The sequence below is a fragment of the Stappia indica genome (genome assembly GCF_020177335.1).
GTDB lineage: Bacteria > Pseudomonadota > Alphaproteobacteria > Rhizobiales > Stappiaceae > Stappia > Stappia indica_B.
Genome location: NZ_JAIVMG010000012.1, coordinates 124870 through 144244, shown reverse-complemented (window position 1 = coordinate 144244; position 19375 = coordinate 124870). Strand labels below are relative to the sequence as shown.

The 19375-nt window shown below is 65.9% G+C and carries 16 protein-coding genes; 10 read left to right on the top strand and 6 right to left on the bottom strand.

Translation table 11 applies throughout. The features are described from left to right. The first annotated feature begins 120 nt into the window (after nt 1-120). Both dapB and LC062_RS16420 read left to right on the top strand, forming a co-directional pair. Entirely contained in the window at nt 121-924 is an 804-nt protein-coding gene (gene dapB, locus LC062_RS16425) for a 4-hydroxy-tetrahydrodipicolinate reductase (protein ID WP_224912122.1), read from the top strand. A 44-nt stretch (nt 925-968) separates the two neighbouring features. Next, on the top strand, nt 969-1589 hold the full coding sequence (locus LC062_RS16420; protein WP_224912109.1) for a 2,3-bisphosphoglycerate-dependent phosphoglycerate mutase: 621 nt from the start codon (nt 969-971) through the stop codon (nt 1587-1589). Nucleotides 1590-1704: 115 nt separating this feature from the next. On the opposite strand, the gene LC062_RS16415 is transcribed toward LC062_RS16420, so the two are convergent. The 3 genes from LC062_RS16415 to LC062_RS16405 are packed head-to-tail and all read right to left on the bottom strand — an operon-like array spanning nt 1705 to nt 4400. Beyond that, nucleotides 1705-2697, bottom strand: coding sequence for an adenosine kinase (locus LC062_RS16415; protein ID WP_224912108.1), 993 nt, complete (start codon nt 2695-2697; stop codon nt 1705-1707). A 24-nt stretch (nt 2698-2721) separates the two neighbouring features. Next, nucleotides 2722-3612 (bottom strand): prephenate dehydratase, encoded by an 891-nt coding sequence (locus LC062_RS16410; RefSeq protein WP_224912107.1) that lies wholly within the window; start codon nt 3610-3612, stop codon nt 2722-2724. 26 nt (nt 3613-3638) lie between these two features. Then, nucleotides 3639-4400 (bottom strand): 3-deoxy-manno-octulosonate cytidylyltransferase, encoded by a 762-nt coding sequence (locus LC062_RS16405; RefSeq protein WP_224912106.1) that lies wholly within the window; start codon nt 4398-4400, stop codon nt 3639-3641. A gap of 203 nt (nt 4401-4603) precedes the next feature. Between LC062_RS16405 and LC062_RS16400 the strand changes: the two genes are divergently transcribed. The 8 genes from LC062_RS16400 (at nt 4604) to LC062_RS16365 (ending at nt 16903) form a co-directional block, all read left to right on the top strand. Beyond that, entirely contained in the window at nt 4604-5491 is an 888-nt protein-coding gene (locus LC062_RS16400; RefSeq protein WP_224912105.1) for a c-type cytochrome, read from the top strand. Nucleotides 5492-5857: 366 nt separating this feature from the next. Next, the gene (locus tag LC062_RS16395) at nt 5858-7246 is read left to right on the top strand and encodes a diguanylate cyclase (protein ID WP_318246110.1); all 1389 of its coding nucleotides are present in this window, start codon (nt 5858-5860) and stop codon (nt 7244-7246) included. A gap of 237 nt (nt 7247-7483) precedes the next feature. Next, nucleotides 7484-9358, top strand: coding sequence for an extracellular solute-binding protein (locus tag LC062_RS16390; protein WP_224912104.1), 1875 nt, complete (start codon nt 7484-7486; stop codon nt 9356-9358). Continuing rightward, nucleotides 9355-11271 (top strand): extracellular solute-binding protein, encoded by a 1917-nt coding sequence (locus LC062_RS16385; RefSeq protein WP_224912103.1) that lies wholly within the window; start codon nt 9355-9357, stop codon nt 11269-11271. Before LC062_RS16390 ends, LC062_RS16385 begins: the two co-directional genes overlap by 4 nt. Nucleotides 11272-11372: 101 nt before the next feature. Continuing rightward, entirely contained in the window at nt 11373-12476 is a 1104-nt protein-coding gene (locus LC062_RS16380; protein ID WP_224912102.1) for a microcin C ABC transporter permease YejB, read from the top strand. A 3-nt stretch (nt 12477-12479) separates the two neighbouring features. After that, entirely contained in the window at nt 12480-13646 is a 1167-nt protein-coding gene (locus LC062_RS16375; RefSeq protein WP_224912101.1) for an ABC transporter permease, read from the top strand. A gap of 7 nt (nt 13647-13653) precedes the next feature. After that, nucleotides 13654-15324 carry an ABC transporter ATP-binding protein gene (locus LC062_RS16370; protein ID WP_224912100.1) on the top strand — a complete coding sequence of 557 codons (1671 nt, stop codon included), beginning with the start codon at nt 13654-13656 and terminating at the stop codon, nt 15322-15324. An 88-nt stretch (nt 15325-15412) separates the two neighbouring features. Then, on the top strand, nt 15413-16903 hold the full coding sequence (locus LC062_RS16365; RefSeq protein WP_224912099.1) for a BCCT family transporter: 1491 nt from the start codon (nt 15413-15415) through the stop codon (nt 16901-16903). A gap of 127 nt (nt 16904-17030) precedes the next feature. Here LC062_RS16365 and LC062_RS16360 read toward each other — a convergent pair whose 3' ends face one another. From LC062_RS16360 to LC062_RS16350, 3 genes are all read right to left on the bottom strand, one after another. Next, nucleotides 17031-18233, bottom strand: coding sequence for a lytic murein transglycosylase (locus tag LC062_RS16360; protein ID WP_224912098.1), 1203 nt, complete (start codon nt 18231-18233; stop codon nt 17031-17033). A 109-nt stretch (nt 18234-18342) separates the two neighbouring features. Beyond that, nucleotides 18343-18951 carry a recombination mediator RecR gene (gene recR, locus LC062_RS16355; protein WP_181761216.1) on the bottom strand — a complete coding sequence of 203 codons (609 nt, stop codon included), beginning with the start codon at nt 18949-18951 and terminating at the stop codon, nt 18343-18345. Nucleotides 18952-18976: 25 nt separating this feature from the next. Then, nucleotides 18977-19297 carry a YbaB/EbfC family nucleoid-associated protein gene (locus tag LC062_RS16350; RefSeq protein ID WP_224912097.1) on the bottom strand — a complete coding sequence of 107 codons (321 nt, stop codon included), beginning with the start codon at nt 19295-19297 and terminating at the stop codon, nt 18977-18979. Nucleotides 19298-19375: the final 78 nt, after the last annotated feature.

Here is a 19375-nt window from a genome sequence, read left to right as displayed (position 1 = left end):
CTTGGCTCGGCCTCTTTCTGACGTAGCGGCCATGGGGAGAAATCGCCCGTGTGTTGCGCGGGGCGGGCAAGCTGCTATACCGCCTTGCATGGTCTGGGGTTGGAGAAACACATGAGCGATATGCGTCTTGCCGTCGTTGGCGCCGCCGGGCGAATGGGTCGGGCGTTGATACGCGCGCTACACGAGATGGATGGGGTGTGTCTTGGCGGCGCCATCGAACGTCCGGGCGTGCCGGAGCTTGGCGCGGACGCGGGAATGCTCGCCGGAGTGGGGCCGCTCGGCGTGCCGGTGACCGATGATCCGCTCTCGGTGATCGCGGCGACGGAAGGCGTGCTCGACTTCACCGCGCCGGCGGCGACCCGGCATTTCGCGGAACTGACGGCGCAGGCGCGGGTCGTGCATGTGATCGGCACCACCGGCATGAGCGAAGACGATCTGGCTGAGATCCGCCCCGCCGGTCGTCATGCCCGGATCGTGCGCTCCGGCAACATGAGCCTTGGCGTCAATCTGCTGGCCGCGCTTGTCAGGCAGGCGGCAGCGGCGCTGGACGCCGATTTCGATATCGAGATCCTGGAGGCCCATCACCGCAACAAGGTCGACGCGCCCTCGGGAACCGCGCTGCTTCTGGGCGAGGCGGCGGCCGAGGGTCGGGGCATCCCGCTGGCGGGGAACGAGCTGAGGGACCGCGACGGCATCACCGGCGTTCGCCCGCGCGGCAAGATCGGCTACGCGGCCCTGCGCGGCGGCACGGTGATCGGCGACCATTCGGTGATGTTCGCCGGGCCGCTGGAGACGCTCACCCTGTCGCACCACGCCCAGGACCGTCAGATCTTTGCCCATGGCGCGGTCAAGGCCGCGCTCTGGGCGCGCAATCAGAAGCCCGGGTTCTATTCGATGGCCGATGTTCTCGGACTGGCCGACTGATCCTCCTCCCTCCCTACCTACCCCGAAGCTGGAGAAACTATTACATGGAACGCCTGCTGGTACTCGTTCGTCACGGTCAGAGCGAATGGAACCTCAAGAACCTCTTCACCGGCTGGAAGGATCCGGACCTGACGGAACAGGGCGTTGCCGAAGCCCGCGCGGCGGGCGGCAAGCTGAAGGATCTGAAGCTGACCTTCGACGTCGCCTACACCTCGGCGCTGACCCGGGCGCAGCGCACCCTGGCGCTGCTTCTGGAGGAGCTGGGCCAGCCGGATCTGGAGACGATCCGCGACGAGGCGCTGAACGAGCGCGATTATGGCGACCTGACCGGCATGAACAAGGATGAGGCGCGCGAGAAATTCGGCGAGGAGCAGGTGCATGTCTGGCGCCGGTCCTTCGACGTGCCCCCTCCCGGCGGCGAGAGCCTGGAGATGACCGCCGAGCGGGTGCTGCCCTACTACCGGTCGGAAATCCTGCCGCGGGTGATCGCCGGCGAGCGGGTGATCGTTGCCGCCCATGGCAACTCGCTGCGGGCGCTGATTATGGATCTGGAAGGGCTTTCCCCGGACGAGATCCTGAAGCGTGAGTTGGGCACCGGCGCACCGATCGTCTATCGGCTCAGCGACGACGGCAGCATCGCCTCGGTGCAGGACCTGAAGGACTGACAGAGACCTGAACTCCGGGGCGCGGCGGTGCGTGTTGCGGCGCCGCGCTCATGCGGACAAGAAAACGGCCGGAGCCTGATGGCGTCCGGACGTTTTGCGTTCATGTGCCGTGGGCTCAGACGGCGAAGCCCTGTTGCAGTGCGGCCTGCTTCAGCGGCTTTTCCGGCCGGGCGCCCACATGGGCGATCACCTGCGCGGCGCACAGGCAGCCCAGTTCCAGCGACGTCGTCAGATCGAACTCGCGGGAGCGACCGAACAGGAAGCCGGAGGCGAACAGGTCACCCGCTCCGGTCAGATCGACAACATCGGCGACTTCTTCCGCCGCCACATGCACGGTTTCGCCGCGCGAGATCGCCATTGCGCCGTTCTCGCCGAGGGTCAGGGCGGTCAGGGCGCAATCCTCGCGCACGGCGGCAATCGCGGTGTCGAGGTCGGCGGTCTCATAGAGTGCCTTCAACTCGTGCTCATTGGCGAACAGGAGGTCGATGGTGCCGGCCCGCATCATCGACAGGAACTCGTCGCGGTAGCGATCGACGCAGAAGGAATCGGACAGGGTCAGGCTCACCTGGCGGCGATGGGCATGGGCGATCTCGGCCGCCTTGAGGAAGGCGTCCTTGGCTGCGGGCGGATCCCACAGGTAGCCTTCCATGTAGGTGATCGCCGAGCGGGAGACGACATCCGCATCGATGTCGCCCGGCGACAGCTCGGTGCAGGCGCCCAGATAGGTGTTCATCGTCCGCTCGCCATCGGGCGTGATCAGGATCATCGAGCGCGCGGTGGGCAGCCCGTCGGCCAGCGCCGGGGTTTCGAAATGAACGCCGGTGCCGCGCATGTCGTGGCGATAGGCGGTGCCCAGCTCATCGGCGGCCACCTTGCCGAAATAGGCCGACTGGCCACCGAGCGCGGCGATACCCGCGGCGGTGTTGCCGGCGCTGCCGCCGGACATCCGGGTGGTCTGGCCCATCTTGTCGTAGAGCCGCACCGCCTCGTCGGTGTCGATGAGCCGCATGGCCCCCTTGATCAGGTTTTCCCGAACCAGGAAGTCTTCCTCGACATGGGCGAAGACGTCGCAAATGGCATTGCCAATGCAAAGGGTGCTGAAGGTCATGGTGCCTCGTGGGTGTGGTCGTCGTCAGATGCCGGGTGTCGGGCGCAGCGCGCGATTGGCCTCCGGCTCGCGGATCTTTTCGCGGAACGGGTCCGCACGATAGACGCCGAGCATCTTCAGCTCGGCGGAGTAGAACTGCAGCTCCTCCAGCGCCAGCGCGACGGAGCGTTCATCCGGATGCCCCTCCACATCGGCATAGAACATGGAGGCGAAGAACTGGCCTTCCAGCTGGTAGGATTCCAGCTTGGTCATGTTGACGCCATTGGTGGCGAAGCCGCCAAGCGCCTTGTAGAGCGCGGCCGGCACGTTGCGCACCCGGAAGATGAAGGTGGTGATCACCGGTTGGCCATTGTTGGCCGCCCGCAGGGAATCGCGCGAGAGGATCAGGAAGCGGGTGGTGTTATGCGCCTCGTCCTCCACGTTGGTGCGCAGGATGTCGAGCCCATAGGCGTCCGCCGCCATTTGCGGCGCCAGCGCCGCCGCGCTGAGGTCGCCCTTTTCGGCGACCTGACGGGCGGAGCCGGCGGTATCGGCGCCGGTGATCGGCGTCAGTCCGAGCTCGCGGATGATCTTGCGGCATTGGCCAAGGGCCATCACATGGCTCTGCACCGAGCGCAGGCCCTCAACGGTTGCCCCGCGCGGCGCCATCAGCTGGAACCGGATCGGCAGGAAATATTCGCCGATGATATGCAGGCTGGAGCGCGGCAGGAGGTGATGGATATCGGCGACCCGGCCGGCCACCGAATTCTCCAGCGGGATCATGCCGAGATCGGCCTCGCCGCTTTCCAGCACCGAGAAGCAATCCTCGAAGGTGGCGCAAGGGATCGGCTGATAATCCGGGTAGACATTGCGGCAGGCGGTGTGGGAGTTGGCGCCCAGCTCACCTTGAAAGACGATTTTCTTCTGTTCGGACATGAGTTCTTCGAATCTGGTTGGGAGGATCAGGAGTGTGGGTGCGCCGAGGCCGCACCGCGCCTTGTCAGCACAGCCCGCACCGCTTCGATGTCTTCCGGGGTGTTCACATCCATCGGCACGCTGTCGATCAGGCTGACGTCGATGCGCATGCCCGCTTCGAGCGCGCGCAGCTGCTCCAGCCGCTCGCGAATTTCCAGCGGCGAGGGCGGCAGGGCGACGAACGCCTCAAGGGCGGCCCGGCGAAAGGCATAGAGCCCGATGTGCTGATAGAGCGGACCGGGGCCGGTCGGCGCCGTCGCCCGGGTAAAATACAGCGCGCGCAGGCGCTTGTCGCCGGCTGGCGTGCCGACGGTCTTGACCGCGCCGGGATCGTCGCGAAGGGCCGGGTCGCGGATCTCCGTGGCGATGGTGCCGATATCGACCGCCGGATCGGACAGGGGATCGAAGGTGGCGCGGATCGCCGCCGGATCGATCAGGGGCACGTCCCCTTGCAGGTTGAGCACCACGGGGAAGCGACCATCCGGGTCGACCGTGTTGGCGGCAACCCGCACCCGGTCGGACCCGCTGGCCAGATCCGGATCGGTGAGCACCGCCTTGCCGCCGACGGCCTCGACCGCCGCCTTGACGCGCGGGTCGTCGCAGGCGACCACAACCGGCCCGATATCCGCCGCGCGGGCCTGTTCCAGCACATGCACGATCATCGGTTGTCCGGCGATGTCGAGGAGCGGCTTGTCGGGCAGGCGGGTGGAGGCCATGCGCGCGGGAATGACGACGAGAGCGCCGCTCATCGTTGTATCTCCGCCTGCGGGCAGGGGCTGGCGCAGGGCGTGGCTGCAAGATTGGTCGACTGGAACATGGATTGCTCTTTTATACCTATGGACACGGGCGTCAAAAACTTTGTAGTTTCCGGCGACTTTTTCACGATGCGCAATGTTGCGCGGGGCCGCGCCCGACGCAACCCGAAGCAACCGACGAGTTGGAGCCCGCAGGAATGAACTCCTCCAAGCTAAACACGATTGCCGGCGCCGTCCTGTTCGCACTGTTGGTGACGATGGGTCTTGGCATCTTGTCGGACGTCATCTTCTCCAAAGCTCCGCCGGAGACGCCCGGCTACGAGATCGTTGTCGCCGATGGGGACGGCGAGGCCGAGGAGACGGTGGCCGAAGAGCCGCAGATCGAGCCGATCGCCGTTCGCCTCGCCAGCGCTTCCGCCGAGAACGGCCAGAAGCTCACCCGCGCCTGCGCCGCCTGCCACGACTTCACCAAGGGCGGCAAGAACAAGGTCGGCCCCGCTCTGTGGGGTGTGGTCGGGCGCAAGCCGGCTTCCCATGAAGGGTTCAAGTATTCCGGTTCGATGACGGAATATGCCGAGGGCACCGATGCCTGGCTCTACGAGAACCTCGATGTGTTCCTGACCAAGCCGAAGGACCTCGTTGCCAAGACTTCGATGAGCTACAACGGCCTGAAGAAGCCGGAGCAGCGCGCCGACCTGATTGCCTATCTGCGCTCGCTCGCCGATGAGCCGATGCCGCTGCCGAGCCCGGAAGCCGCCGCCGAAAGCAGCACGGAAAGCGCCACGGAAGCCGCGACCGAGGCCGTCGAGGGGGCTGCCGAAGCGGTGACCGAGACCGCGACCGAGGCGACTGAAACGGTAACCGAAGCGGCCGACAGCGCCAAGGAGACCGTGACCGAAGCGGCCGAGAGCGCTGCGGAGACCGTGACGGACGCCGCCAAGAGCGCCGCCGAGACGGCGACCGATGCTGCCGAGGCGGTCAAGGATGCCGCCGACAGCGCGGCGGAAGCGGCCTCCGATGCGGCCGAGACGGTCAAGGACGCGGTCACCGGCGAGGGGACCCCGGCGGCTGACACCGCTCAGTAAGGTTCGGTCCAACGCGGGCTCTGGCCCATGAAAAATGAATGCAAGGCCGGGGGCGACCCGGCCTTGTTGCGTTTCGGGGGCAGAACCCTGGGTAGGTGGTGCCTGCTGATCCTTTTCAGTAATTTGACCGGGGTTTTCCCGACCTGCCCGGTGTGTCATCGATGAAGAAAGCATCATCTGCGGGACCGGTTCCATTCAACAGGTGGCCGGGGTCGCCGGCCGACAGGGGGGCGGTATCCGATTGAAGGAGTATGGCGTGTTGGCGTGGCGCGGTGGAAATGCCCGGAAGGTGACTGGCAATTGCAGCCGGACATTTGCGGTGCGGGCTGCGGATGCTGATTGCCGGCCCCGTCCGGGCGATGGGCGATGACCGCGGAAGGCCTGCCCGGGCACGTGCTGAACCGCTGGAGACTGCGAACTCTGGTGAGTGCCGTCGTGGTGTTCGTCATGCTGCTGGGTGTCGGCCTGACATCCTATGTCGTGCGTCTTTTGGAGCAGAATGCGCGGGAGAGCCAGCAGGGCGAAAGTCTCGCCCGTCTTTCCGAGGTTCGGGCGCGGATCGAGGGAGAGCTGAATGGCACGCTCTACATCGCGCAAGGGCTGCTCGGTTTCGTGGCGGTGCAGTCCGACCTGACCGACGACCAGTTCCGCAGCTTTGTCAGTGAAATCACACGGGTCGACCGGAACATCCGCATCATCGCGCTCGCGCCGGGCAATGTGGTCCGCTTCATTCATCCGCTGAAGGGGAATGAAGCGGTGATTGGCCTCGACTATAGCAAGAGCGAACAGCAGTGGTCCGGGGTCCGCCGGGCGATGCGGGACCGGAATCCGGTGGTCGCAGGTCCCGTCGATCTGGTGCAGGGCGGTCGGGCCTTGATTGCCCGTATTCCGGTGCTGGTGCCCACCGGCGGGGGTGGGCATGGGCTGGAGCGTGGCTATTGGGGCATGGCCTCGATCGTCATCGACAGCGATCGCTTGTTCACGCGCGCCGGCTTGCTGCCCGAGGTGGATGGTCATCTTTTCGCGCTTCGGGGTGTCGATGGCGCTGGCGCCGAGGGTGGGGCAATTCTGGGCGACGCGGCCCTGTTCGCAGAAGACGCGGTGACCATGCCGGTGACCCTGCCGGACGGCTCCTGGCAACTTGCCAGCCGACCGGTCGGCGGTTGGGACGGAACATCGCGCGAGGCGCGGGTCGCCCTGGTGATCGGCATTGTGGTGAGTATGGTGGTGGCTGCCCTGTCGGCGCTGGTGGTGTCCGCTCAGCAGCGATCCCGGTCAATGGCGCTGCACGATCCGTTGACCGGATTGCCGAACCGTCGGTTGCTCATCGACCGGATGGAGCAGCTTGCGGATCTGTCCGAGCGCACCGGGCTGGGCTTTCAGGTCTTTTTCGTCGACCTCAACGGTTTCAAGCCGATCAACGACACCTATGGCCATGCGGCCGGCGATGCGGTGCTGCAGGAGGTGGGCGCCCGCCTGCAGCGGGAAACCCGGGACGTGGACACCATTGCCCGGATCGGCGGGGACGAGTTCGTGGTGGTGGTGCCGGGGGGCATCAGCCAGACCACGGTTCGCGCCATTGTCGAGCGCCTGCGCGAGGCGGTGTGTGCGCCGGTGCGGGTGGGCGAGCATCAGATCGTCATCCAGGCGAGTGTCGGCTACGCCTTCTACCCCGACGATGCGGCCACCATTCCCGAACTGCTCGAACTTGCCGATCAGCGCATGTATCGCGCCAAGGTCGAGGTGCCGGCCTGACGGCGCCGGAACGAGGCGGCGGACAGTCATCGGGCATGGGCGACACGCCGCGGTGCCGGAGGGCGGAGGCGTCCGTTTTGCCAGGAGTTTCAATTAAACTTTGGTCATGAAGCGTTTCACCGCTGTCGGGATTCCCTTGAAGCACCTAATATAAGACAAATTGCCAAGGTGCCGCGATGCGCGTGCAGGCGCGCCTCAATGGTGCCGACGAGGGAAACAGGGAGCCGCTAATTCGTCATGTCGCAGCCACACACGCCATTGTCGACCATTCACCGGGCCGCGCTTGCCTGCGTGGCCGCGCTTGTTCTGGCCGGACAGCCGGCGCGCGCCGAGGAGCCGGCCTGGACCCATGGCACGGCGCTGACGGGCGAGCCCGCCTATCCGCAAGGCTTCACCCATTTCGACTATGTCGATCCGCAGGCGCCGAAGGGCGGTACGGTGCGTCTTGCCGTTTCCACCGGTTTCGACACCTTCAATCCGATCCTTTCCAAGGGCAATCCGGCGCCAGGCCTCGGTCTCCTTTACGACATGCTGATGGACAGTTCGCTGGATGAACTCGACACCAGCAGCTCCTATGGGTTGATCGCCGAGGCGGTGCGCTCGCCTGCCGATCATGCCTGGGTCGAATACCGGCTCGATCCGGCCGCGCGCTGGCATGACGGCACGCCGATCACCGCCGAGGATGTAATCTGGAGCTTCGAGAAGCTGCGCGAGGTCAATCCGAGCCAGGGCTTCTACTATCGCCACGTGGCCAAGGCGGAGAAGGTCGGCGAGCGGACCGTGCGCTTCACCTTCGATGCGCCGGGTAACCGTGAGCTGCCGCATATCGTCGGCCAGGTGCCGGTGCTGCCCAAGGCCTGGTGGGAAGGCACGGACGCCAACGGCGTCAAGCGCGACATCGCCAAGGGCACGCTGGAGCCGCCGCTCGGCTCCGGTCCCTACCGGATCAAGTCGTTCGAGCCGGGCCGCCACATCGTCTATGAGCGAGTGGAGGACTATTGGGCCAAGGACCACCCGGTGCGGGTCGGCACCAACAACTTCGGTGAGATCCGCTACGACGTCTTTCTCGATTCCGCGGTCGAGCTGGAGGCGTTCAAGGGCGACCAGTATGATTTCCGCGAGGAGCTCAGCGCCAATGTCTGGTCCAAGGCCTATGACTTTCCGGCGGTGAAGGATGGGCGCGTGGTGCTGGAGGAGTTTCCCTCGCGCGCCTCCGGCCGGATGCAGGCCTATGTGCCGAACCTGCGCCGGGCAAAGTTTCAGGACCCGCGCGTGCGCCAGGCGCTGAACCTTGCCTATGACTTCGAGACCACCAACCAGGTGGTCTCCGCCGGGCTGCACAAGCGGATCGGCTCCTATTTCGCCGGGACGGATCTGGCGGCCTCCGGCCTGCCGGAGGGGCGGGAGCTGGAAATCCTGGAGACCGTGCGCGACGAGGTGCCGCCGGAGGTGTTCACCACCCCTTACGAGAACCCGGTCGGCGGCTCGCCGAAAAAGGTGCGCGACAACCTGCGCCAGGCGGTGAAGCTGTTCCGTGAGGCGGGCTACAAGCTCGATGGTCGGCGTATGGTCGATGCCAACACCGGCGAGCAGTTCACCGTCGAGTTCATCTACTATGACCGTTCCGCCGAGCGCGGCTTGCTGCCCTACACGAAGAACCTGGAGAACATCGGCGTCAAGACCGTGCTTCGACTGATCGACGTGCCGCAATACATCAACCGGGTGCAGAGCCGCGATTTCGACATGGCGACGCTGGTCTGGGGGCAGTCGCTGTCGCCGGGCAACGAACAGCGCGACTTCTGGGGCTCGGAGGCGGCCGACCGTCCGCAGTCGCGCAACTACGCCGGCATCAAGGATCCGGCGATCGACAAGCTGATCGAGCGGATCATCTACGCCAAGGACCGGAAAGAGCTGGTCGCCGCCACCCACGCGCTCGACCGGGTGCTGTTGTGGAACCACTTCGTGGTGCCGCAGTTCTATTCCGATGTCGACCGCACCGCCCGCTGGGACCGGTTCGGCCGCCCGCAGACCCTGCCGGAGTTCTCTCACGGCTTCCCGACGATCTGGTGGTGGGACAAGGACAAGGCCGCGCGGGTCGGAGGGCGGGGATGAAGAAGCCCATGGAGACAAGCCGCCGGACGCTGCTGAAGGGCGTCGCCGCGTTTTCCGCAGCAAACCTGCTGCCGCTCTCCGTCTCTCGAGCACAGACACAAGACGCGCAAGCGCCGGCCCCCGCGACCCCGGCGGGCGGCACAGGGCCGCGCCATGGCCTGTCGGTGTTCGGCGATCTGAAATACCCGGCGGATTTCCAGGCGTTCGACTACGTGGATGCCGATGCGCCGAAGGGCGGGCGCATGTCCTTTTCCGCACCGTCCTGGGGCTACAATCAGAACGTACAGACCTTCAACAGCTTCAACACCTTCATCCTCAAGGGTGACGCGCCGCCGCGCATGGAACTGTGTTTCGACAGCCTGATGGTGCGCGCGCTCGACGAGCCGGATGCGGTCTATGGCCTTGTCGCCGAGACGGTGGAGGTCTCCGCCGATGGCAACACCTATACCTTCAACCTGCGGCCCGAGGCCCGGTTCCATGACGACAGCCCGCTGACCGCCGAGGATGTCGCCTTCTCGCTGATGACTCTGAAGGAGGAGGGGCATCCCTCGATCCGCCAGATCATGGGGGAACTGGCCGAGGCGGTGGTCCTGGCGCCGCACCGGCTGGCCGTGCGCTTTACCGGCCGGCAGACGCGTACGGTGCCGTTGCTGGTCACCGGCCTGCCGATCCTCTCCAAGGCCTATTATACCCGCTACGATTTCGCCCAGACGACCCTGACCCCGCCGCTCTCCTCCGGCCCCTACAAGGTCGGCCGCCATGAGGTCGGCCGCTATGTGGAATACCAGCGGGTGGAAAACTGGTGGGCGAAGGATCTGCCGGCGGTGCGCGGCATGTTCAATTTCGACCGGGTCCGGCTGGAGTTCTTCCGCGACCGCCAGGTCGGCTTCGAGGCGTTCAAGAAAGGGGTGATGACCTTCCAGGAGGAATTCACCGCGCGGGTCTGGGCGACGGAATACAATTTCCCCGCCGTTCTCGACGGGCGTGTGGTGCGGCGGGAGTTTCCTGACAGACGTCCCGCCGGCGGGCAGGGCTGGTTCATGAACACCCGCCGCGCGCTCTTCGCCGATCCGCTGGTGCGCCGGGCGATCGGCTACGGGTTCGATTTCGAGTGGTCGAACAAGGCGCTGTTCTTCGGGGCCTATCAGCGCACCCAGTCCTTCTTCCAGAATTCACCGATGCTGGCGACTGGCCTGCCGACCCCGGCGGAGCTGGCCTTCCTGGAGCCCTTGCGGGCGCAACTGCCGGAAGCGGCCTTCGGCGAGGCGGTGCTGGCGCCGGTGTCCGACGGCTCCGGCCAGGACCGCGCCATGCTGCGCGAGGCGGACCGGCTGCTGCGCGCCGCCGGCTGCACCCGTGATGGCAAGGTGCTGCTGCGCCCGGACGGGGAGCCCTTCGCCTTCGAGATCATGTCGAACTCGCCGTCCTTCGAGCGGGTGGCGCTGCCTTTCGTGAAGAACCTGGAGCGGCTCGGCATCGCGGCCACCTTCCGGGTGGTCGATCCGGCGCAGTATCAGGCGCGGCTCAACGACTACGATTTCGACATTGCCTCGCGGCGCTTCGCCCTCTCCCCGACCCTTGGCGAGGAGATCCGCGAGATGTGGAGCTCGGCGTCGGCGCAGATCCCGGGCAGCAGCAATCTGGCCGGCATCAGCTCGCCGGCCGTCGATGCCTTGATCGAGGCGGTGTTGCAGGCGACAAGCCGGGAAGAGATGACCACCGCCGCCCGTGCGCTCGACCGGGTGCTGCGCGCCGGATACTACTGGGTGCCGCACTGGTACAAGCCGGTGCACACGGTGGCGCTCTGGGACGTGTTCGGCATGCCGGAGGCCTCGCCCGCCTATGACTTCCGGCCCGAACTCCACTGGTGGTTCGAGAAGGACAAGGCCGAGCAGATCGGCGTTCGCGGCTGAGGCGGGCGTTCGGCGGGGGGCTGAACGAGACTGAAGGATTTCCGCCGCCCCAGGCCCATCCCATGATGGCGGGCGGCCTTGAAACAAGGACGAAGACCACGATGGGCGCCTATATTCTGCGGCGACTGCTGCTGATCGTGCCGACCCTGGTCGGCATCATGGCCATCAATTTCGTGATCATCCAGTTCGCGCCCGGTGGGCCGGTCGAACGGGTGATCGCCCAGTTGCAGGGCACGGATGTGTCCGCCACGGCCCGGATCAGCGGGGGCGGCGGCGATTTCAGCGGCGCTGGAGCCGGCGGCGGCGCCGATGCCGCCACCTCCAAATACCGGGGCGCGCAGGGGCTCGATCCGGAGTTCATCAAGGATCTGGAGCGCCAGTTCGGCTTCGACAAGCCGCCGCTGGAGCGGTTCACCTCGATGCTGTGGGATTATGCGCGGTTCGACTTCGGCGACAGCTATTTCCGCGATATCGCCGTGCTCGATCTGGTGCTGGAAAAGATGCCGGTGTCGATCTCCCTCGGCCTGTGGATGACGCTGATTTCCTACGCCATTTCCATTCCGCTCGGCATTCGCAAGGCGGTGAACGACGGCTCGCGCTTCGATGTCTGGACCTCGGCGGTGATCGTCGTCGGCTATGCCATTCCCGGCTTCCTGTTCGCCGTGCTCTTGATCGTCCTGTTCGCCGGCGGCTCCTTCCTCGACCTGTTCCCCTTGCGCGGGCTGACCTCGGACAATTGGGAGCAGCTTTCCTGGCCGGCGCGGATCCTCGATTACTTCTGGCATCTGGCGCTGCCGCTCACCGCCATGGTGCTTTCGGCCTTCGCCACCGTGACCCTGCTGACCAAGAATTCCTTCCTCGATGAGATCCGCAAGCAATATGTCCAGACCGCGCGGGCCAAGGGCCTGAGCGAGCGCCAGGTGCTTTATGGCCATGTGTTCCGCAATGCCATGCTGATCGTCATCGCCGGCTTCCCGGGCGCGTTCATTTCCTCGTTCTTCGCCGGCTCGCTGCTGATCGAGACGATCTTCTCGCTCGATGGCCTGGGGTTGCTCGGCTTCGAAGCGGTGATCAACCGGGATTACGCGGTGGTTTTCGCCACCCTTTACATCTTCTCGCTGCTGGGCCTTGTGGTGAACCTCATTTCCGACCTGACCTACACCTGGATCGATCCGCGTATCGATTTCGAAAGCCGGGAGGTCTGAGGGATGGAACATCGCCTGACCGACAACGGACCCGCCGCATCCGCAAGCCACGCTGACAACCCGCCGCCGCGCCGGGGTTGGCTGTCGCCGATCAACCGGCGGCGGCTGACGAATTTCGCCGCCAACCGGCGCGGCTTCTGGTCGTTGTGGATCTTTCTCGTCCTGTTTGGCCTGTCGCTGGTCTCCGAGCTGCTGGTCAACGACCGGCCGATCATCGCCGTCTACAAGGGCGAGGTTCTGGCGCCGGTGCTGGTCGATTATCCGGAGGAGAAATTCGGCGGCTTCCTGGCGGTGACCGATTATCGCGATCCGTTCATTCAGGAGGAGATCAACGCCAATGGCTGGATGCTCTGGCCGGCGGTGCGCTACTCCTACCGCACCGTGAACAACGAGATCCCGGTGCCGGCGCCGGCCCCGCCCTCCTGGATGCTGGACAAGCAGGAACGCTGCGTGCGCTATCCGCTCGGGGCGGAGGATCCCAACTGCGTGATGGGCAACTGGAACTGGCTCGGCACCGACGATCAGGGCCGCGACGTGGTCGCCCGGCTGGTCTATGGCTTCCGTATCTCCGTCCTGTTCGGCCTGGCGCTGACCCTGGCGTCTTCCATGGTCGGCATCGCCGCCGGCGCGGTGCAGGGGTATTATGGCGGCTGGGTCGACCTTCTGTTCCAGCGCTTCATCGAGATCTGGACGGCGATCCCCACGCTCTACCTGATCCTGATCGTCTCCTCGGTGCTGATCCCCGGCTTCTGGACCCTGTTCACCATCCTGCTCGCCTTCTCCTGGGTGGCGCTGGTCGGGGTGGTGCGGGCGGAGTTCCTGCGCGCCCGCAATTTCGAATACGTGACGGCGGCCCGCGCGCTCGGCGTCGGCAACCGCACCATCATGTGGCGGCACATGCTGCCCAATGCGATGGTGGCGACGCTGACCTTCATGCCCTTCATCCTCAACGGCTCGATCTCGACCCTGACGGCGCTCGACTTCCTCGGCTTCGGCCTGCCGCCCGGGTCGGCCTCGCTCGGCGAACTGCTGGCGCAGGGCAAGAACAACCTGCAGGCCCCCTGGCTCGGCATCACCGGTTTCATCGTGATTTCGACCATGCTCAGCCTGCTGATCTTCATCGGCGAGGCGGTGCGTGACGCCTTCGATCCCCGCAAAAGCTTTGCCTGAGGCGTCCATGACGAAGACCGATACCGCTCATACCGCCGCCGTCCGCGCAGAGGGGGCTCCGTTGCTGGAAGCGCGCGATCTCTCCGTTGCCTTCACCCAGAATGGGGTGACGCAGACCGCCGTTGACCGGATTTCCTTTCAGATCGCCCCCGGCGAGACGCTGGCGCTGGTCGGTGAAAGCGGCTCCGGCAAGTCCGTCTCCGCCCTGTCGGCGGTGAAGCTGTTGCCCTATCCGGCGGCCTCGCACCCGTCCGGTGAGATCCTGTTCAAGGGCGAGAATGTGCTGACCGCCGATGAAAAGGCGTTGCGGCGCATTCGCGGCAACGAGATCTCGATGATCTTTCAGGAGCCGATGACCTCGCTCAATCCGCTGCACACGGTGGAACGGCAGGTGGCGGAGATGCTGAAGATCCATCGCGGCATGAGCGACAGCGCCGCCCGGGCGCGGGTGCTGGAGCTGCTCCGCCAGGTCGGCATTCGCGAACCCGAACAGCGGCTGCAAAGCTATCCGCACCAGCTCTCCGGCGGTCAGCGCCAGCGGGTGATGATCGCCATGGCGCTGGCCAACGAGCCGGATCTTCTGATCGCCGATGAGCCGACCACCGCCCTTGATGTCACCGTTCAGGCGCAGATCCTGCAGCTGCTCAAGGATCTGCAGCGCGAAACCGGCATGGCGATGCTGTTCATCACCCATGATCTCGGCATCGTGCGCAGGATCGCCGACCGGGTCTGCGTCATGACCGGGGGCAAGATCGTCGAGACCGGACCGGTGGCCGAAATCTTCGACAATCCGCGGCACAGCTACACCCGGCACCTTCTGGCGGCCGAGCCGAAGGGCGCGCCGCCGGTCTCCGATACGTCGCGGCCGGTGGTTGTCGACGCCGAGGACGTCAAGGTGTGGTTCCCGGTCAAGCGCGGTTTTCTGCGCCGCACGGTCGATCACATCAAGGCGGTGGACGGCATTGACGTGACCGTGCGCGAGGGCCAGACCCTTGGCATCGTCGGCGAAAGCGGCTCCGGCAAGACGACGCTCGGGCTGGCCCTCTTGCGGATGATTTCCTCGACCGGGCGGATCCGCTTCGAGGGCAATGAGATCCAGGATCGGTCATGGCGCGACATGCGCCCGCTGCGCCGGGACATGCAGGTGGTGTTTCAGGATCCGTTCGGCTCGCTCAGCCCGCGCATGTCGGTCGCCGATATCGTTGGCGAGGGGCTGGGCGTCCATTTCCCGGACCTGTCGCTGGAGGAGCGCGACCGCAAGGTGGCGGCGGCGCTGGAGGAAGTGGGTCTCGATGCATCGACCCGCTTCCGCTATCCGCACGAGTTTTCCGGTGGCCAGCGCCAGCGCATCTCCATTGCCCGGGCGATGGTGCTGGAGCCGAAATTCGTCATGCTCGACGAGCCGACCTCGGCGCTGGACATGAGCGTGCAGGCGCAGGTGGTCGACCTCCTGCGCGATCTGCAGAAGCGGCACGGGCTGGCCTATCTCTTTATCTCTCATGATCTGAAGGTGGTGCGGGCGCTGGCCAATGACGTGATCGTCATGCGCGCCGGCAAGGTGGTGGAGGCCGGCACGGCCGATGCGGTGTTCGATGCGCCCCGGACCGAGTACACCAAGGCACTGATGGCCGCCGCCTTCCGGCTGGAAACGGTGGATGCGGGGGTGGTCAGCGAGTGAGGGCTGCAAACCGGTCTGTGGGGTCGGCGCGACAGGACAAGGTGCCATGATCGAGGCAGTCTGAACGGCGTGTTGGGGGGAGATCGACATGACTGCAAAGCCGGCGCTTCTGGTTGCCTCGTTGGCCCTGATTGCGGCCATCGGCCTTTGGGGCGTGGTCGATTCCGCCGGTCTCGTCGCCATCGCCTCGGTGATCGTCGACGCGTATTTCCGCAGCCGCGGCTGGTTCCTGATGCTCACCGTGTCGGGAATGCTGGTCTTCTGTCTCTGGCTGGCGTTCTCCCGCTTCGGCGGCATTCGCCTCGGCGCCGATGACGACCGGCCCGAGTTCTCGACACCGTCCTGGATCGCCATGCTGTTCGCCGCCGGCATGGGTGTCGGCCTGCTGTTCTGGGCCGTGGCCGAGCCGCTGACCCATTTCGCCTTCGCACGCACAGCAATGAGCGCCCCCGTGGCCGCGCAACAGGCTCTCGTGACGACGATTTTTCACTGGGGCATTCACGCCTGGGCGATCTACGGCACCACCGCGCTGATCATTGCCTATTTCGCGTTCCGGCGTGGCACGCCGATGCTGGTGAGCGCGCCGATTGTCTATCTGTTTCCGCGGGAGCGCTGGGCGCGGGCGCTCGGCTGGATGTCGGATTTCATGGCCATCGTGGCCATTGCCATCGGTGTTGGCGGCTCGATTGCCATGGGTGTGTTTCAGGTGGCCGATGGCATTGATGTGCTTGGTGGCGGCACCGGCGCCGGGGCGGCGCTGGTCGGCACCGTGTTCGTTGCCATGGTGGCCTGTTATCTCCCCGCGCTGATGACGGACCTGGGCAGCGGCATGGCGAAGCTGTCCAACCTGGCCATGCTGCTGGCAATCGGCCTTGCTGTCTTCGTGGTGATCTTCGGCCCGACGGAAGTGCTTCTGAACTCGGTGCTTGGCAGTTTCGGCCAGTATCTGACCAATGCGATCCCGCGCGGCTTTCAGACCTTCACCTTCTTCGATGACGAGGTGGCGACCTGGTTCAAGAGCTGGACGCTGACCTACATGGTCTGGTGGATCGCCTGGGGGCCGTTTGTCGGCGTGTTCGTCGCGCGGATTTCGAAGGGCCGCACGATCCGTGAATTCGTGTTCGGCGTGCTGATCGGGCCGACGCTGTTTTCGGTGGTCTGGTTCGGCGTGTTCGGCGGCATCGGCCTTTACGAAACGCTGCAGGGCGCTGGGGAACTGGCAACGATGGCCGCCGCCAATGCGGAACGGGCGACCTTCGCCCTGCTGGGGCGTATGCCGTTCCCGGTGGTGACCACCCTCGGCACCATCATTGCCGCCTTTCTGTTCATCGTCACCAGCGTCGTCAGCGCCGCCTTTGTCCTCGGCACCTTTTCCACCGGCGGCGATCCGGATCCCAGGCCGCGCATTCGCCTGATCTGGGGCGTTCTGCTCGGGGTTGTCGGTTACGCCATGATCCTGTCCGGGTCGATGGATGCGGTGAAAAAGCTGATCGCGCTCGGCGCGCTGCCCTTCGTCTTCATCACCGTGCTGCTGATGGTCTGCCTTGTCCGCGCGCTGGGAGAGGAGACCGCGACATGATTATCGGCGATCTGCTCGATACGGTTCTCAACCTTGGAACCTTCGTCTTCATCGGCTTCGCCGGCTGGCTGCTGGTGCGCAAGCTGCCGGCACGGGACGATAAACCGGATTGAGGGCGTTGCCCCGCTCACTCCAGCCAGCAGGTGGCGGGGTTGCCGGCCTTTTCCTGCGCGGCGCCGAGCGAACGGCGGGTCTTGAAGCCGATCAGCCCGTCGGCGCCGCCAACGTCATACCCCTTGGCTTCCAGCGCCAGCTGGATCTTGCGCACCGCGCCGCGCGAGCGGGTCTTGATCGGCCGCCAGTCCTGCACGAAGCCGGCGTTGGTGCCGTAGCGGTCGGCGAGATGGCCGACGAACAGGGCGTAAACGTCGGATTCATTATAGGATTTCAGCACATAGAAATTGTCGGTGGCGATGAAGGCCGGGCCGAAACGCCCGGCCGGCATCAGCAGGAAGCCGGGCTGCGGCCGCTCATGGGCGGGGAACGGACGCTCCTTCACTCGCCGCACGCCCTCGGTCGTCCAGGACGTGATCGGCTGGCCGCGATCCGGTCCTTCGCGGGTGCAGGAGACGGAGGCCGGAACGACGGCTTCAAAGCCCCAGTCGCGCCCCTTCACCCAGCCGTACCAGTTGAGATAGGCGGCGATGGAGGCGAGCGTGTCGGGCGCTGAATTCCAGATGTCGCGTTTGCCATCGCCATCGAAATCGACCGCATGACGCAGGAAGCTGGAGGGCAGGAATTGCGGCTGGCCGAGCGCGCCGCCCCAGGAGCTTTTCATGTCCTGCCGCCGGATATGGCCGTCGGCGAGAATTTGCAGCGCGGCGACGGTCTCTTTCGCGAAGAAGTCGCGCCGCTGGCCCATATAGGCGCGGGTCGCCAGGGTGCGCAGCGCATCCTTGGGGATCCGCGCGGCGCCATAGCCCGATTCGCGTGCCCAGATCGCCAGCACGATCCGGCCCGGCACTCCGTAGCGCTGCTCGATCCGCTGCAGCGTCGCGGCATGTTGGCGGGCGAGGGTGCGTCCCTTGGCCACCAGCCCGTTGAACTGGCTGTCGCGGAAATAGCCGCCGGGCGCGCGAAACTCCGCCTGGTAGTTCACCGGCGGCGGGGTGCCCTTGCCGCCCGGCTTGCCAAGCCCGGGCAAGGAGGTGTCCGGTGTCATGCCGGCAAGCTCGCGCGCGATCACCGCCGCCGGAACCCCGGCTTCGCGGGCCGCGGGCGCAATGGTTCCGTCGAGAAAGGCGCGAAAGCCGGCATCGTAAGGTCCGGCGCTCACTGGCACGGCCAGCAGCGACAGGGCGGCGGCAAGGAGAAGCGGAACGCGGCGCATGGCAGGTCTCCGGTGGCGCGACGGGGCACTCGGCAGTGAACCTAACTGCTGTCCCTCGACCCTGGCAAACCCCGGCGCGCCGGTGAAACAGGCAAGCGGGGGAGGGGGGTCAGAACTGGGTGCGGGCCTTCATCGCCTGCGCCAGCGTGCCCTCATCGAGATAGTCGAGCTCGCCGCCGACCGGCACGCCATGGGCCAGCCGGGTGACGGAGACATCGAGGCCGCGCAGCCTGTCGGTGATGTAATGGGCGGTGGTCTGGCCCTCCACCGTGGCGTTGACCGCCAGCACGATCTCGCGGATGCCGCCGGCGGCGACCCGTTCGAGCAGCGCGGTGATGGTCAGGTCGTCCGGGCCGATGCCATCGAGCGGCGACAGGGTGCCGCCGAGCACGTGATAGCGGCAGTTGAGCGCCCCGGCCCGTTCCAGCGCCCACAGGTCGGCCACATCCTCCACGACGACGATGGTGCCGGTGTCGCGGCGCGGGTCCGAGCAGATGGTGCAAGGGTCGGTTGTGTCGACCGTGCCGCAGGTGGAACAGACGCCGATGCTGTCGACGGCAACGCCCATGGCCCGGGCAAGCGGGATCAGCAACTGATCCTTCTTCTTGATCAGATGCAGCGCCGCGCGCCGGGCCGAGCGCGGCCCGAGCCCGGGCAGCTTGGCCAGCAGCTGGATCAGCTTCTCGATTTCCGGCCCGGCGACCGCCCGGTTCGACATCCGTTCCGTCCGTCTTCGCGCGCTGTCAGAACGGCAGCTTCATGCCGGCAGGCAGGCCGAGGCCACCCATCAGCTCCTGGGTCTTTTCCTGCATGGCGGCTTCCGCCTTTCCCTTGGCGTCCTGATGCGCGGCGAGAATGAGGTCCTCCAGGATCTCGACCTCATCGGCCTTGGCCAGCGACGGGTCGATCTTCAGGCCCTTCAATTCGCCCTTGCCGGACATGGTGACCTGCACCAGCCCGCCGCCGGAGCTGCCTTCGACTTCCAGCTCGGCAAGCTTTTCCTGCAGCGAGCCCATCTGCTCCTGCATCTGCTTCGCCTGCTTCATCATCTTCAAGAAATCCATTTGCGGTCTCCATCGCGTGAGTGGGGGCGGCGCGCGCGCCCGAGTATCCAGAAAGCCGGTGCCCCGCAGGGTCGCCGG